The sequence below is a fragment of the Thalassospira lucentensis genome, assembly GCF_032921865.1.
Classification (GTDB): Bacteria; Pseudomonadota; Alphaproteobacteria; order Rhodospirillales; family Thalassospiraceae; genus Thalassospira; species Thalassospira lucentensis_A.
The window spans coordinates 31,661-45,176 of the sequence record NZ_CP136684.1; the positions used below are offsets into that span (position 1 = coordinate 31,661).

Sequence of the window (13,516 nt, forward strand, 5' to 3'; positions counted from 1 at the left end):
AACAAAAAACGATACACAGGAAACAGCATGAAAAATTCGATCGCGCATATCCTGAAATTCTCGGCCATCACGGCAGGCGTCACACTGTGCCTGATGGCGACGGCAACTGCCGCTTCCCCGCTTGATGAAGGGGTGAATTCCTATCGTCACGGCAATTTCGAATCCTCGGCCAAAACCTTTGCGCCGCTTGCCGAACAAGGCAATGCCACCGCGCAATATCTGCTGTCCTGCCAGATGATCAACGGCATCGGTGTTCCAACCGATCAGTCAGCGGGCTGGGCCATGATGGAAGCAGCCGCCAGCAGTGCCCAACCGGATGCCAGCATGGTTCTTGCCCGCCGGTTGGAAGCAACGAATGGTGATAAGGGAAACATCAAGTCGCTTTACATGACCGCCGCCGAACAAAAACAGACACAGGCCATGCTGTGGCTTGCCCTTGATGCGATTGACCAAGGTGACAAGGCGTATGCAAAAGAACTCCTGACGGATGCCTGGAACGAAGGCGACCCGCGGGCGGCAACCCTGCTTGCCACCCGCTTTGCCGAAAACGACGAAGACCGCATCAGCTATCTTTCCGCCGCGGCTGAAAAAGGCGAGCTTCGCGCTGCCGCCTATCTTGCCGAAATATCGCGCGAAAAGGATGACCGCGTCGGGGCTGTCGGCTGGTGTGCAATCGCATCCGGCCTGCCCGGCCATGCCGCCAATGTCGATTGGAAAGAAATCGGCATGGCGGTCGAGCGGACCTGCACGAAATATGACGAGGACCTTAAACCTGCTGCACGCGCGCAAAACCGGGCCAATGTCGACCAGTTCCTGTCCGACTTCTTTGCCGATTACAAAGCATGGAAGCCTTGGCGTCCCTGTGCCGTTCGCTGATTATCGATCAGACAGATTGATCAGGCTTGCCAGAACAGCATCCATCGCATTCAGGTCGGTTGGTGTATTGATATTGATAAAGGGCGTACTCTGACCCGGTTCAACCGGGAAATCGACGACAACAGCACTGGCAACGTGCAAGGCCCCGCCAACACGGCGGTCATCTGCCGCCAATTGACGCATAATGATCTCGCCCGTATCACGATGCCAAACGGCTGAAAGATAATGATCACGCCCGGCATGACTGGTGAAAGCTGCTTTTTTTCCCGCATCTGTCGCAGCCTTGATCAATTGCAGGGCCATATCATCGGGCACAATCGGGCAGTCGACCGGGAACGAGACCAGCCAGTCGATATCATCGGGCAATGCCGACAATCCCCCCAGAATACCGCCCAACGGCCCATGCCCCGGTTCGGGTTTGTCCGGAATGACCGGCAAATTGAATGCTGCAAACAACGATGCGTCTTGGTTACTTGAAATTATCAGATGGTTGCATTGCCGGGCGGCTGCGCTGATCGCATGCGCAATCAATGGCTTACCTGCCAGTTCACGAAACGGTTTGTTCCCGCCCATACGTCGCCCGTCGCCCCCGGCCAAGATCAATCCGGCGACTTTCGGGTGATTGGATATGCTGTTTGCTTTGGCTGACATCGGCGGGATTACGTCCGTTTATTCTGATCAGGATGGCATGGCAGCATTGCCGACGGGGCATTTGCCGTGGGGGTATTTTGCCCCTATATCGGGGGCAAAGACAATGACAGCTTGGCTGTCACGCGATCGGACGACCGAATACGCCTGATGATGACGACCGGGGACGGCCCCTTTGAACCAAGAGGCCGTTATGGCTTGGATTGCATTGCTTTTGGCCGGAATTCTCGAAGTTTGCTGGGCTGCTGGCCTTAAATACTCCGATGGTTTTACCAGACCCGTTCCGACAATTTTCACCCTGATTACCATGGCCGGAAGCTTCTGGCTTCTGACCTTTGCCATGCGTAGCATTCCGCTTGGCACCGCTTACGCGATATGGACCGGGATCGGTGCGGTTGGCGCGGTGATATTTGGCATAATCGTCCTCGGCGAAGCCCTTAGCTTTGCAAGGATCATGTCCATCGGCCTGATCCTTGCAGGAATTATCGGGCTAAAGCTTTTCCAACCTGCCTGAATAAAAACGGGCGGCCCTCAAGCCGCCCGTTTTCCAAATCCCCTTGGGTACGGACTAAATCACACGCCCGCTGGAATTCCGCTGCGTTCCACCTTGCGCGGAGACGTGAGTTCCTTCCATTTCGACAGCGCCTTGTTAACCGCCGGATACGGTTCACGCGGGACGAACTCCCCATCACCGCATTTGCCAACGACAACGCCCTCCTCGGCGGCAATCCGGCCACGGCTGATGGTGTAGCGCGGTAGACCGGTGACTTCATGTCCTTCAAACACGTTGTAATCGATGGCAGACTGCTGATGTTTGGCAGTGATGGTTTTCGATGCCTTCGGATCCCAGACGACAAGGTCCGCATCAGCACCCACAAGGATTGCGCCCTTGCGCGGATAGACATTCAGGATTTTGGCAATATTGGTTGAAGTCACTGCCACGAATTCATTCATCGTCAGACGTCCGGTATTCACGCCATAGGTCCACAGCAACGGCATGCGGTCTTCAAGACCACCAGTCCCGTTTGGGATTTTGGTGAAATCACCAACGCCCATGCGTTTCTGCTTTGTTGTGAAGGCACAATGGTCGGTTGCGACGACCTGCAGGCTACCGGATGCCAGACCGTTCCACAGACCATCCTGATGCAGTTTGCTGCGGAAAGGCGGGGACATGACGCGGCGGGCCGCGTGATCCCAGTCCGCGTTCGCATATTCACTTTCATCCAGAATCAGATGCTGGATCAGCGGTTCGCCAAACACGCGTTTACCATTGGCTCGCGCGCGGCGAATGGCTTCGTGTGCCGGTTCACAGGACACATGCACGATATAAAGCGGCACATTCGCCATATCGGCAATCATGATCGCACGGTTGCACGCCTCGCCCTCGACATCGACAGGCCGGGAATAGGCGTGTGCCTCGGGCCCGTTATTGCCCGCATCAAGCAAACGTTGCTGAAGGGTCGCAACCACATCGCCGTTTTCGGCATGCACCAATGGCATCGCGCCAAGTTCCGAACAGCGCGAGAAAGATGCGAACATTTCGTCATCATCAACCATCAACGCGCCCTTATAGGCCATGAAATGCTTGAAAGTGTTGATACCCTTTTCCTCGACAACGATTTTCATCTCGTCAAAGACCTGCTCGCCCCACCAGGTGATTGCCATGTGGAACGAATAATCGCAAACCGCCTTGGTCGATTTGTTATCCCACGCCTGAAGCGCTTCAAGCAGCGACTGGTTGGGTGCCGGCAGGCAGAAATCGACAACCATCGTCGTACCACCGGCAACCGCCGCCTTGGTACCGCTTTCAAAATCGTCTTCGGAATAAGTACCCATAAAGGGCATTTCAAGATGGGTATGCGGGTCAATCCCGCCGGGCATGACATAGCAGCCGTCGGCATCAACAACCTTGTCCCCGGTCAGGTTCTGACCGATCGCGGCAATCTTGCCATCTTCAATCAGGATATCGGATTTGTATGTCAGATCGGCGGTAACGATTGTTCCGCCACGAATAACCATGGACATGGGTGGCTCCTTGTCTGTCAGTCTGTCGTAGGGTCCAGAAAGTTGCGGGAAAGACCCCGGCATCCCTGCCCGTTTTCAGTTTCGTCAGATGGTTTGTCCCCCGGCAGGTTTACGACACCTGCCGGGGGACGGATCGGATCATTACATTGATGCCTTGTCCGTAACCGCGTGGGTCCATGCGCCTTCCGGCTCTTTGGTAATCACCGGATCAGAACCGCCCGACAGAAGGCTATCAACCGTGCGCTGATAGGCCGCCTCGTCAAGCTTGCCATCGTCATCAAGCAGCTTGGCGATTTCCTGCATCATACGGATCTGGTGTTTTTCGGTCTGGGCACCGGTTGCATCGTTATCCAGAACGATCATCGCTGCGTCTTCCGGATTTTCCTTCGCCCACTGCCAGCCCTTCATGCTCGCAGCAACGAAGCGACCCATCTTGTCGACGAAAGCCTCGTCCTTCAGATTGTCTTCAAGAACATAAAGGCCGTCCTCAAGGGTCGCCACACCCTGATCTTCGTATTTGAAGACCTTAAGCTGATCTTCAGTGATACCGGCATCGATAACCTGCCAGTATTCGTTATAGGTCATGGTCGAAATGCAATCGGCCTGCTTTTGCAGCAGCGGATCAACGTTGAAGCCCTGCTTAAGAACCGTAACGCCTTTTTCGCCGCCATCGGTCGGAATGCCAAGCTTCGACATCCAGCTTAAGAAAGGATATTCGTTGCCAAAGAACCAGACGCCAAGCGTACGACCCGGGAAATCATCCGGGCTTTCAACACCGGTCTCCTTAAGGCAGGTGAGCATCATACCCGACTTGGCAAAGGGCTGCGCAATGTTGACCAATGCAACACCCTTTTCACGCGACGCCAGTGCGGATGGCATCCAGTCGACGATCACGTCCGCACCACCACCGGCAATAACCTGCGGCGGGGCAATATCCGGACCGCCCGGATTGATCGTGACGTCAAGATCGGCTTCTTCGTAAAAGCCCTTGTCAAGCGCCACATAGTAACCGGCGAACTGTGCCTGGGTTACCCATTTAAGCTGCAGGGTGACTTCGTCCGCCGCCATCGCCGAGAGCGATGTCAAACCGACACTTAACCCTAACGCAGTCGCAAATACTTTCTTCATTCGTCGATGTCTCCTCAGGTTATTGTCAAGTCCTCCCGACGGGCCGTCTTTTGATGCCTTTAATGGCGACGTACCCGAAATGACGGATGCCATGACGTCGCCTTTCTTTCGACGTAGGCCACGGCTCCGTAAAAGGCGGTCCCCGCCAGGGCCGCCAATGCAATTTCCGCCCAGACCATATCGACATTCATCCGCCCGACTTCGGTCGAGATACGGAAACCCATGCCAACGATCGGGGTACCGAAAAATTCGGCAACGATGGCGCCAATCAGTGCCAGCGTGGAATTGATTTTAAGTGCGTTAAAGACAAACGGCATCGCTGCTGGCAACCGCAACCGGAACAGGGTTGACCAGTAACCCGACGCATACGTTGCCATCAGGTCCTTCTCAAGCGCACCTGCCGCATTCAATCCAGTCACGGTATTCACCAGCATCGGGAAGAAGGTCATGATCACAATCACCGCCGCCTTCGATTGCCAGTCAAACCCGAACCACATCACCATGATCGGGGCCACACCGATGATCGGTAACGCCGACACCATATTGCCCAACGGCAAAAGACCCCGTTTAAGAAACGGCACCCGGTCGACCGCAATCGCAACGATAAAGGCACTGCCGCAGCCAATCACATAGCCGCTGATCACGGCCTTGATGAAAGTCTGATGGAAATCGGCAGCCAGAATGTCGGTCGAACTGATGAAACGAAGCCCGATGGCACTTGGCGCAGGCAATAAAACCTGCGGCACGCCAAAGCCAGCCACGATCACTTCCCAAAGGAACAGCAACCAGACGCCAAACGCGATCGGCACCAGAATATTGGCTGATTGCTGTTTCGCCATTTCAAGGCTGCGATAACGCGCAACCACATCAATCCCCCGCCAGACAAACGCCCAAAGCGACAGGATGAACAGCCAGAACCCGGTTCCTGCATGTCCGGCAACCGCTTGACCATAAAGCGCCCCAATCGCCTGCCAGCAGCCAAATACCGCAACCGCCAGGATGATTGCCGCATACTGAATGCGACCAACACCAAGCCAGGTAAAGGCAGCACCAGTGATCACACACAGCGCCATTGCAACGGCAATTCCGGGAATGTCGCTGACAAAGGCGATCTGTTTGCCGCTGTCGGGATCAATTCCGGTTAACGGAAAGATCAAAGCCAAAAGGGCGGCAATCGCAGCAACCAGACAGAATTTATCAAGTTTGATATTGGTCATCCGCGTACTCCCATTCTGGCAAGTACACGGCGTTCACACCATCCAACCATCACCACCATGATCGCGGCAACAAAGGCCGCGGTCAGCAATGCCGACCAAATCTGGATAGTTTGCCCGTAATACGACCCGGCCAGAAGACGCGCGCCCAACCCGGCCTGTGCCCCCGTCGGCAATTCACCGACAATTGCCCCCACCAGACTGATCGCAATCGCAACCTTCAGACTGGCAAACAGATAAGGCATCGCCGATGGCAGGCGAAGCGACCAGAAAGTCTGCCATTTCGATGCGTTATAGGTCCGCATCAGATCAAGCTGGATCACCTGCGGCGAACGCAGGCCCTTGACCATGCTGATCGTCACCGGGAAGAAACACAGATAAGTCGAAATGATCGCCTTTGGTACCAGTCCCTTAAGTCCAATCGCCCCGAGCACAACGACGATCATCGGGGCAATGGCAAGAATCGGAATGGTCTGGGATGAAATCACCCACGGCATCAGGCTTTTTTCAAGTGTCACCACATGAACGATCCCGACCGCCAGAAAAATGCCAAGTGCTGTACCGATCACAAACCCCAGCAGGGTCGATGAAAGCGTCACCCATGTGTGGTAAACCAGCGACCGTTTGGACGTGATCGAAGTCGCAAAAATGGTTTTATGCATTTCCTGCGCGACCTGATGGGGGGCAGGAAGGATCGGCCGTTCCTGTGCCAGCGTATCTTCGATCAAGCGCGTCGTTGTCCAGGTTTCGCCGGCGCGGTTGTAGCGATCAATCTGGGTCGGCGCGTTCATGAACACCGCCCCGACATACCAGATGACAAACAGCGCAATCAGAACCACCGTCACCGGGCCAGCCTGCCCGGACATCAAACGCGACCAAAGCGACGCACCACCCATCGCACCATTCATCGTTGCGGCATTACTCGTCATAGCTATGCCCTGCCCGCAGCCCTTCACGCACACGATGGGCTACTTCCAAGAATTCTGGTGTTTCGCGGATATCAAGACCGCGATCCTTCGGAAAATCGGTTTTGATCACATCAATGATCCGGCCCGGCCTTGGCGACATCACAACGATCTTGGTCGACAGGTAAACTGCCTCGGGGATCGAATGGGTGACAAAGGCAACCGTCTTGTTGGTCCGGGCCCATAGTTTCAGAAGCTGTTCATTCAAATGATCGCGGACAATTTCATCTAACGCCCCGAACGGCTCATCCATCAGAAGCAGATCGGCATCAAAGCTCAGCGCACGTGCTATCGATGCACGTTGCTGCATCCCGCCCGAAAGCTGCCACGGGAATTTCTTTTCAAACCCGTTCAGTTCGACAAGTTTTAGTGCCTCATGCCCCCGTTTGATCCGTTCTTCGCGGGGGATTTCCATAATTTCCAGCGGCAGGGTCACATTGCGTTCAATCGAACGCCATGGCAGCAATGCCGGGGCCTGAAACACATAGCCATAGGCACGGTTTTCACGCGCTTCCTGCGGCGAAACACCGTTGATCGAAATATCACCACCCGTGGCTTTCTCCAGATCGGCAATCACGCGTAAGAGCGTGGTTTTGCCACAGCCCGACGGGCCGATAAAGGAAACGAAATCACCACGTTCAATCGTCAGATCAACGTCGGACAGGGCATAGACCGGCCCGTCAGCGGTTTGAAAGGTCAACGACAGTTTTTGAATATCAACAACTGCGTCGGCGGATGCGGGCATTTGCGCCACATTATTGACGACTGCTTTTAACGTCATGGGGTATCCCCTGATCGAATGTCTCTCTAAAGCCTCCCTCAGGGTCGTTGCCCTGAACCTTGCCGACTTGTCTTTTGCCCGGTCATTTGGCGCCGGATTATAAAATGTCGGTCAAAGCAAAACGGCGAGCGGGGCACATGCTCCGTTCGCCGTTAAAATCTCAGTTGCCGTCGGTCAGGCGGGTATAAGTCGAAGGCCGACGGTCCCGGAAAAACTGCCATGTGTTCCGGACTTCACGCACCATGGACATATCCATGTCATGCACGATCAGTTCGTCCTGATCGCGCGATGCTTCCTTCTCGATCACGCCGCGCGGATTGACGAAATAGCTTTGGCCGTAAAACTCACCGATATCCCAAGGCATTTCGCGGCCAACACGATTGATTGCCCCGATATAACATCCGTTGGCAACCGCCGATGCAGGTTGTTCCAGCTTCCACAGATGTTCCGAAAGCCCGGCCACCGTTGCCGACGGATTGACGATATATTCAGCGCCATTAAGTGCCAGTGCACGCCAGCCTTCGGGGAAATGCCGGTCATAGCAGATATAGACGCCAAGCTTGCAATATTGGGTATCAAACACCGGCCAGTCCGAAACACCCGGTTTAAAGAAGAACTTTTCCCAGAAACCGGCAACCTGCGGGATATGGGTTTTGCGATACTTGCCAAGATAGGTCCCGTCGGCATCAATCACGGCGGCGGCGTTGTAATATACACCGGTAATTTCCTGCTCGTAGATCGGAACGACGATGACCATCTTGTGTTTCTTGGCCAGTTCACACATCAGTTGTGTGGTCGGACCGTTCGGGATTTCTTCGGCCGCGTCATACCATTTCCTATCTTGGCTGGGGCAGAAATAGGGCTGCGTAAACACTTCCTGAAAACACAAAACCTGCACGCCCTGCCGCCCTGCCTCTTCGATATAGGGCAGATGCGCGTCGATCATGGCCTGACGAATTTCGTCCGGCGACTGTTCGGTCGAACCTTTAAGGCTCATCTGAATCAGTCCGCCTCTCAGCATAGACATCCGACATACCTCCTTGATCTGATATGTGCCATGTGCCGGCTTTTGCCGATCTTGTGGCTTGGTCCGGTCTGCGCCCCCAATTCCCATGATGGGACGCAAACCGGAAAATCGTGAAACGTAACGTTTCCCAACAGCTTTCGCCTACCCTGCCCGCAATGGGACAGGGCTGAAATCAGTTCTTAGTCAATTTCCTTCAACACTTCGCGCAGCGTGCCAAACAGCTTATCGATATGAGATTTTTCAATAATCAGCGGCGGTGAAAGCGCAATGATATCGCCCGTGGTGCGGATCAGGATGCCCTTCTCGAACGCCTTGAGGAATGCACTAAAGGCCCGCTTGGTCGGGAAGCCTTCGATGCTTTCAAGTTCGATCGCACCGATCAGACCAAGATTACGGATATCCTTGACCTTCGGCAGATCAATCAGGCTGTGAACCGCATCTTCCCAATATTGGCCAAGTTCCTGCCCCTTGGTGTAAAGGCCTTCTTCCTCATAGGTTTCAAGCGTCGCGAGGCCCGCCGCACAGGCAACCGGGTTGCCCGAATAGGTGTAGCCATGGAACAGCTCGATCATGTTTTCCGGACCGGTCATGAACGTGTCATGGATGTCGTCAGTGGCGAAAACCGCTCCCATGGGGATCGTGCCGTTGGTAAGCCCCTTTGCCGTCGTTACCATGTCCGGCTGAACACCAAAATAATCCACCGCAAACGGAGCGCCAAGGCGACCGAAGCCGGTAATGACTTCATCAAAGATCAGAAGAATGCCATGCTTGGTGCATATCTCGCGCAGGCGTTCCAGATAGCCCTTTGGCGGGATCAGAACACCGGTCGACCCTGCGACCGGCTCAACAATAACGGCCGCGATGGTTGACGGATCATGCAGCGCGCAAATGCGTTCCAGATCATCGGCCAGAAACGCACCGTGTTCCGGCATGCCACGGGTAACACCGTTTTCATCAGGCAGATAGGTATGACGGATATGGTCAACCCCGCCCAGCATCTGCCCAAAGGTCTTTCGGTTGCCCGAAATACCACCGACCGAAATACCGCCGAAATTGACACCGTGATAGCCGCGCTCACGACCGATCAATCGGGTCCGCTGCCCGTCCCCTCGTGCCCGGTGATAGGCAATCGCGATCTTAAGTGCGGTTTCAACCGATTCAGATCCGGAATTGGTATAAAAAACATGGTTCAGATCGCCCGGCATAAGCTGCGCCAGACGGCTGGCAAGCTCGAACGCCTTGGGATGCCCCATCTGGAATGCCGGGGCATAATCCAGTTCGTCCATCTGTGCCTTGACCGCCTCGACGATCTTGGGGCGCTTGTGACCAGCGTTGCAGCACCAAAGCCCTGCAGTACCGTCCAGAATCTGGCGGTTGTCATCGGTCTGGTAATACATGCCTTCCGCGCTGACAAGCATGCGTGGGGCCTGCTTGAACTGGCGGTTCGCCGTAAACGGCATCCAGAATGCCGAAAGATCGTTCGGTCGGCTGATTTTCGTGGTGGCTGTCATAAAAAGGTCTCCCGTACCTTTCTTGTGCTTCCCTGACATCGTTTTGGCGGGCCAAATCAATGTCCGACTTTATTAAATAGCCAGACCGCCCCGACTGAGCGATATGTCGCACATAGGGCAGTTTGGACTACACCTGATAAGGGTGCAGAAAAAATCGTTAGCACGGGAATCTCCCATGCACTAGCGCTTTAAAGTCACCGGGAACTGGTTTCGAATTTTCGACTACCAAATGCCATTTCAGCGACCCTGATTTTTGTTTACGGCACCGAATTTCTGTTTATCTTTCACCGGTGTTGTTCAAAATTTTGGACATACCCGGTTGGTTCGGCGCGTATTTTAAGCTTGCTTTTTAGTATCTAAAGTAGAGATTATTTTAACCTGACCAAACGGTCAAGATAAATGACGCAATTTCGGGGAACGTCGATGACTGCAATCAAATCCGGACTGAACGGTGCACACAAGGCCGCCATTCGTCAGGAAAACGAAGAGCAAATTCTCGCCGCTGCCGAACTGGTTTTTGCCGATTACGGCTTCAAGGGAGCAACCACTGCGCGGATCGCCGAAATTGCCAATGTACCCAAGGCCAATGTGCATTACTATTTCAGCACCAAAGAAGCCCTTTATCGCCGTATCATGGAAGACATTTGCGATCATTGGCTTGAAGCAGCAATGACATTTGAAAATAGTTCCGACCCGGCCGAAATCCTGCGCGGCTATATTGAAGCCAAAATGGATTTGTCGCGTGCCCGCCCGCATGGTTCACGCGTCTGGGCGCATGAAATCATCCGTGGGGCAAAATTTTCATCCGATTACATTTCAACCACTGTCAAAAACTGGCTTGATAGCCGTGTAGTGGTGATCAATCGCTGGATCACCGAGGGGAAAATGGACAAGGTTGAGCCCTACTCGCTGATGTATATGATCTTTGCCACTACCCAGCATTACGCCGACTTTGCTCGCCAGATTGAAATCTTCAACAACGATCAACCGCTGTCGGATACCCAATTCGCAGAGGCCAAGGAAAATGTCGTGCGCATCATTCTAAAGGGTGTTGGCCTGTCTTAAAGGCAACCGGCGCAACAAAGCTGCCTGCCCGTCCCCACACTAACGAATAGTTGTAAAAGATACTCTGCTTCCAAATCTGAAATCGACAAACACTGATCGGTTTTCAGGGGGGCAAGCATGTATTTTCAACGCGTATTCTTATACGCGATCCGATTGGGCGTCATGCCTATGCTTGTCCTGCCTTGCATTGTCCTGTCCGCAATCATCAATCATGCCCATGCCGCATCTGATGCCTGCGAACAGATTGTTGTTGGCGGTGCCGCAGGATGGGAACCGATCTCTTACTTAGGCAGTAACGGCCACGCGCAAGGTATTTCGATTGATATCCTGCGTCGATACACACAGGAAAATAATATCAGCCTGAAAGTGCATCTTGAAGTCCCATGGAACCGGTCGATCCAGATGCTCGAAGCCGGTGAAATCGATGTGATGGCGGGAGCCTATTACACAGCCGAACGCGCGATGACTTTCATTTATTCACTTCCTTATGCATCCGATGATGTGATGGTCTTTCAGCATGTTGACCGACAATTTTCAGTTCACAGCATAGACAGCCTCATCGGTCACAGCGGTGCGCGCCCCCAAGGCGGAAGCTACGGCGATTTCATTGACCGGTTTGCCACTGATAGGCTCGACATGATTTATTCACCAACCGGCAACCGCATATTCGATATCCTGATGAACGGTCGGGTCGATTATGTATTGCTCGGGCGATATGACGGCATGGCCAATGTCGCGATTGACGGCATCGACCAACAGGTTATTGCCATTGAACCACCACTGGCCGTGAACGAAGTTCAATTCATGTTTTCGCGCAGCAGCCCGTGCGTGCGGCATGTCGCCCGGATCAACAGCTTGATCACTGAACTGAACGACAGCGGGCAGCTTTCCGAATGGGTTGCCTTTCACCTGCCCAAATCTAACAGCAACTGACAAAAAAAGACCGGCACAGAGGCCGGTCCAGTCTGGAGTATTCATGGGAGGTAGTTGATATCGGTCTAAACCGATTGTGTCATGACCGTCTCGTCGGCCTTGGCCAGAACGGCATGTAGCAAAACCTGCCCTCCCGCATCTGACCAGTGCTTGTGAACTTCCTCAATCTCGTTATGGGAAATACCATCGACACACGGGATAAAAATCATCGCGGTCGGGGTCACCTGCGCCAGATAGCAGGCATCATGCCCCGCACCCGACACAATCTCGCGCGCGGAATATCCACCGATTTCAACGGCATTGCGAACCGCGTCGACGCAGGTTTTGTCAAACGGAACCGGCTCGTAATAGAAAATCTGCTCAAACTCGGTTTTAAGGCCGATTTCGGATGCAATTTTATCAACACCATCGCGCAGAGCCTTGTCCATATCGGCCAGGACCGCGTCATCTGGATGGCGGAAATCAACGGTAAAGAACACCTCACCCGGGATAACATTGCGTGAGTTCGGATGGATTTGCATCATGCCAACCGTGGCACAGGCCAGTGGGGATCGATCCAGACCGATTCTGTTGACCAGATCAACCACCCGGGCCGCCCCCAGCAACGCATCCTTACGGGTTTTCATCGGGGTCGGTCCAGCATGTGCTTCGACACCGGTGAATTTGATTTCATACCAGCGTTGCCCCTGAGCATCGGTGACGATGCCGATATCCTTGCCTTCGTCTTCAAGGATCGGGCCCTGCTCGATATGTGCCTCGAAATAGGCCCCCATCGGATGGGCATCAATCGTGGCTTCGTCATCGCCAAGATAGCCGATACGCTTCAATTCCTCGCCCATCGTCTTGCCATCGACATCGGCCCGTGAATGACCGTATTCAAGGTCGAAAACCTTGGCAAACACGCCCGATGCGACCATCGCCGGGGCAAAGCGCGACCCTTCTTCGTTGGTCCAGCAAACGACTTCAAGAGGTGCTTCAGTTTCGTATTTGGCTTCGTTCAGAGCCCGGATTACTTCAAGCCCCGAAAGCACGCCATAAACACCATCATATTTGCCCCCTGTCGGCTGGCTGTCCAGATGGCTTCCCATCACCACCGGCGGCAGATCGGGATTGCGTCCTTCACGGCGCGCAAAGATATTGCCCATCTTGTCGATGCGGATCGTGCAACCCTCGGCCTTGCACCATTTGATGAACAAGTCTCGGCTCTCACGATCCAGATCGGTCAGCGCCAATCGGCAAACGCCATCCTTGGCGGTTTTGCCGATCTTTGCCATTTCCATCAGGCTGTCCCAAAGCCGGTCACCATTGATCGACAGATTGCGCACACTTGGTTGAACGGTCAT

General features: G+C 54.2%; 13 protein-coding genes. 4 read left to right on the forward strand and 9 right to left on the reverse strand.

Going from position 1 to position 13,516, the window contains the following annotated elements; genetic code table 11:
- The first annotated feature begins 27 nt into the window (after positions 1–27).
- Positions 28–876 carry a sel1 repeat family protein gene (locus R1T41_RS00995; RefSeq protein WP_317339321.1) on the forward strand — a complete coding sequence of 283 codons (849 nt, stop codon included), beginning with the start codon at positions 28–30 and terminating at the stop codon, positions 874–876.
- Here the strand turns inward: R1T41_RS00995 and mobA are convergent, their stop codons facing one another.
- Positions 877–1,527, reverse strand: a complete 651-nt coding sequence (gene mobA / locus R1T41_RS01000; RefSeq protein ID WP_317339323.1) for a molybdenum cofactor guanylyltransferase MobA — start codon at positions 1,525–1,527, stop codon at positions 877–879.
- A 190-nt stretch (positions 1,528–1,717) separates the two neighbouring features.
- On the opposite strand from mobA, the gene sugE reads away from it, so the two are divergent.
- Positions 1,718–2,038 (forward strand): quaternary ammonium compound efflux SMR transporter SugE, encoded by a 321-nt coding sequence (gene sugE, locus R1T41_RS01005; protein WP_062950849.1) that lies wholly within the window; start codon positions 1,718–1,720, stop codon positions 2,036–2,038.
- 59 nt (positions 2,039–2,097) lie between these two features.
- Here the strand turns inward: sugE and hydA are convergent, their stop codons facing one another.
- From hydA to R1T41_RS01040, 7 genes are all read right to left on the reverse strand, one after another.
- Positions 2,098–3,549, reverse strand: a complete 1,452-nt coding sequence (gene hydA / locus R1T41_RS01010) for a dihydropyrimidinase (RefSeq protein ID WP_317339326.1) — start codon at positions 3,547–3,549, stop codon at positions 2,098–2,100.
- 141 nt (positions 3,550–3,690) lie between these two features.
- Positions 3,691–4,677 carry an ABC transporter substrate-binding protein gene (locus R1T41_RS01015; RefSeq protein ID WP_062950845.1) on the reverse strand — a complete coding sequence of 329 codons (987 nt, stop codon included), beginning with the start codon at positions 4,675–4,677 and terminating at the stop codon, positions 3,691–3,693.
- Between the two features lie 59 nt (positions 4,678–4,736).
- The gene (locus R1T41_RS01020) at positions 4,737–5,894 is read right to left on the reverse strand and encodes an ABC transporter permease (protein ID WP_247795383.1); all 1,158 of its coding nucleotides are present in this window, start codon (positions 5,892–5,894) and stop codon (positions 4,737–4,739) included.
- Positions 5,891–6,820 (reverse strand): ABC transporter permease, encoded by a 930-nt coding sequence (locus R1T41_RS01025; RefSeq protein WP_317339331.1) that lies wholly within the window; start codon positions 6,818–6,820, stop codon positions 5,891–5,893. The genes R1T41_RS01020 and R1T41_RS01025 overlap by 4 nt, the downstream gene beginning before the upstream one ends.
- Positions 6,810–7,601, reverse strand: a complete 792-nt coding sequence (locus R1T41_RS01030; RefSeq protein WP_062950904.1) for an ABC transporter ATP-binding protein — start codon at positions 7,599–7,601, stop codon at positions 6,810–6,812. The genes R1T41_RS01025 and R1T41_RS01030 overlap by 11 nt, the downstream gene beginning before the upstream one ends.
- 196 nt (positions 7,602–7,797) lie before the next feature.
- On the reverse strand, positions 7,798–8,664 hold the full coding sequence (locus tag R1T41_RS01035; protein ID WP_062950836.1) for a nitrilase-related carbon-nitrogen hydrolase: 867 nt from the start codon (positions 8,662–8,664) through the stop codon (positions 7,798–7,800).
- Positions 8,665–8,843: 179 nt separating this feature from the next.
- Positions 8,844–10,175 (reverse strand): aspartate aminotransferase family protein, encoded by a 1,332-nt coding sequence (locus tag R1T41_RS01040; RefSeq protein ID WP_317339333.1) that lies wholly within the window; start codon positions 10,173–10,175, stop codon positions 8,844–8,846.
- A 423-nt stretch (positions 10,176–10,598) separates the two neighbouring features.
- On the opposite strand from R1T41_RS01040, the gene R1T41_RS01045 reads away from it, so the two are divergent.
- Positions 10,599–11,240 carry a TetR/AcrR family transcriptional regulator gene (locus tag R1T41_RS01045; protein WP_062958548.1) on the forward strand — a complete coding sequence of 214 codons (642 nt, stop codon included), beginning with the start codon at positions 10,599–10,601 and terminating at the stop codon, positions 11,238–11,240.
- A 162-nt stretch (positions 11,241–11,402) separates the two neighbouring features.
- Positions 11,403–12,173: a substrate-binding periplasmic protein gene (locus R1T41_RS01050; protein WP_317339336.1), complete on the forward strand. Its 771-nt coding sequence runs from the start codon at positions 11,403–11,405 to the stop codon at positions 12,171–12,173.
- A 65-nt stretch (positions 12,174–12,238) separates the two neighbouring features.
- Here the strand turns inward: R1T41_RS01050 and R1T41_RS01055 are convergent, their stop codons facing one another.
- Positions 12,239–13,516 carry a Zn-dependent hydrolase gene (locus R1T41_RS01055; RefSeq protein WP_317339338.1) on the reverse strand — a complete coding sequence of 426 codons (1,278 nt, stop codon included), beginning with the start codon at positions 13,514–13,516 and terminating at the stop codon, positions 12,239–12,241.

Excerpts from the sequence above, each read along its gene's own strand:
- R1T41_RS00995 (WP_317339321.1), top strand. The coding sequence starts at position 28 with ATGAAAAATTCGATCGCGCATATCCTGAAATTCTCGGCCATCACGGCA.
- mobA (WP_317339323.1), bottom strand. The coding sequence starts at position 1,527 with ATGTCAGCCAAAGCAAACAGCATATCCAATCACCCGAAAGTCGCCGGA.
- sugE (WP_062950849.1), top strand. The coding sequence starts at position 1,718 with ATGGCTTGGATTGCATTGCTTTTGGCCGGAATTCTCGAAGTTTGCTGG.
- hydA (WP_317339326.1), bottom strand. The coding sequence starts at position 3,549 with ATGTCCATGGTTATTCGTGGCGGAACAATCGTTACCGCCGATCTGACA.
- R1T41_RS01015 (WP_062950845.1), bottom strand. The coding sequence starts at position 4,677 with ATGAAGAAAGTATTTGCGACTGCGTTAGGGTTAAGTGTCGGTTTGACA.
- R1T41_RS01020 (WP_247795383.1), bottom strand. The coding sequence starts at position 5,894 with ATGACCAATATCAAACTTGATAAATTCTGTCTGGTTGCTGCGATTGCC.
- R1T41_RS01025 (WP_317339331.1), bottom strand. The coding sequence starts at position 6,820 with ATGACGAGTAATGCCGCAACGATGAATGGTGCGATGGGTGGTGCGTCG.
- R1T41_RS01030 (WP_062950904.1), bottom strand. The coding sequence starts at position 7,601 with ATGCCCGCATCCGCCGACGCAGTTGTTGATATTCAAAAACTGTCGTTG.
- R1T41_RS01035 (WP_062950836.1), bottom strand. The coding sequence starts at position 8,664 with ATGTCTATGCTGAGAGGCGGACTGATTCAGATGAGCCTTAAAGGTTCG.
- R1T41_RS01040 (WP_317339333.1), bottom strand. The coding sequence starts at position 10,175 with ATGACAGCCACCACGAAAATCAGCCGACCGAACGATCTTTCGGCATTC.
- R1T41_RS01045 (WP_062958548.1), top strand. The coding sequence starts at position 10,599 with ATGACTGCAATCAAATCCGGACTGAACGGTGCACACAAGGCCGCCATT.
- R1T41_RS01050 (WP_317339336.1), top strand. The coding sequence starts at position 11,403 with ATGCCTATGCTTGTCCTGCCTTGCATTGTCCTGTCCGCAATCATCAAT.
- R1T41_RS01055 (WP_317339338.1), bottom strand. The coding sequence starts at position 13,516 with ATGACCGTTCAACCAAGTGTGCGCAATCTGTCGATCAATGGTGACCGG.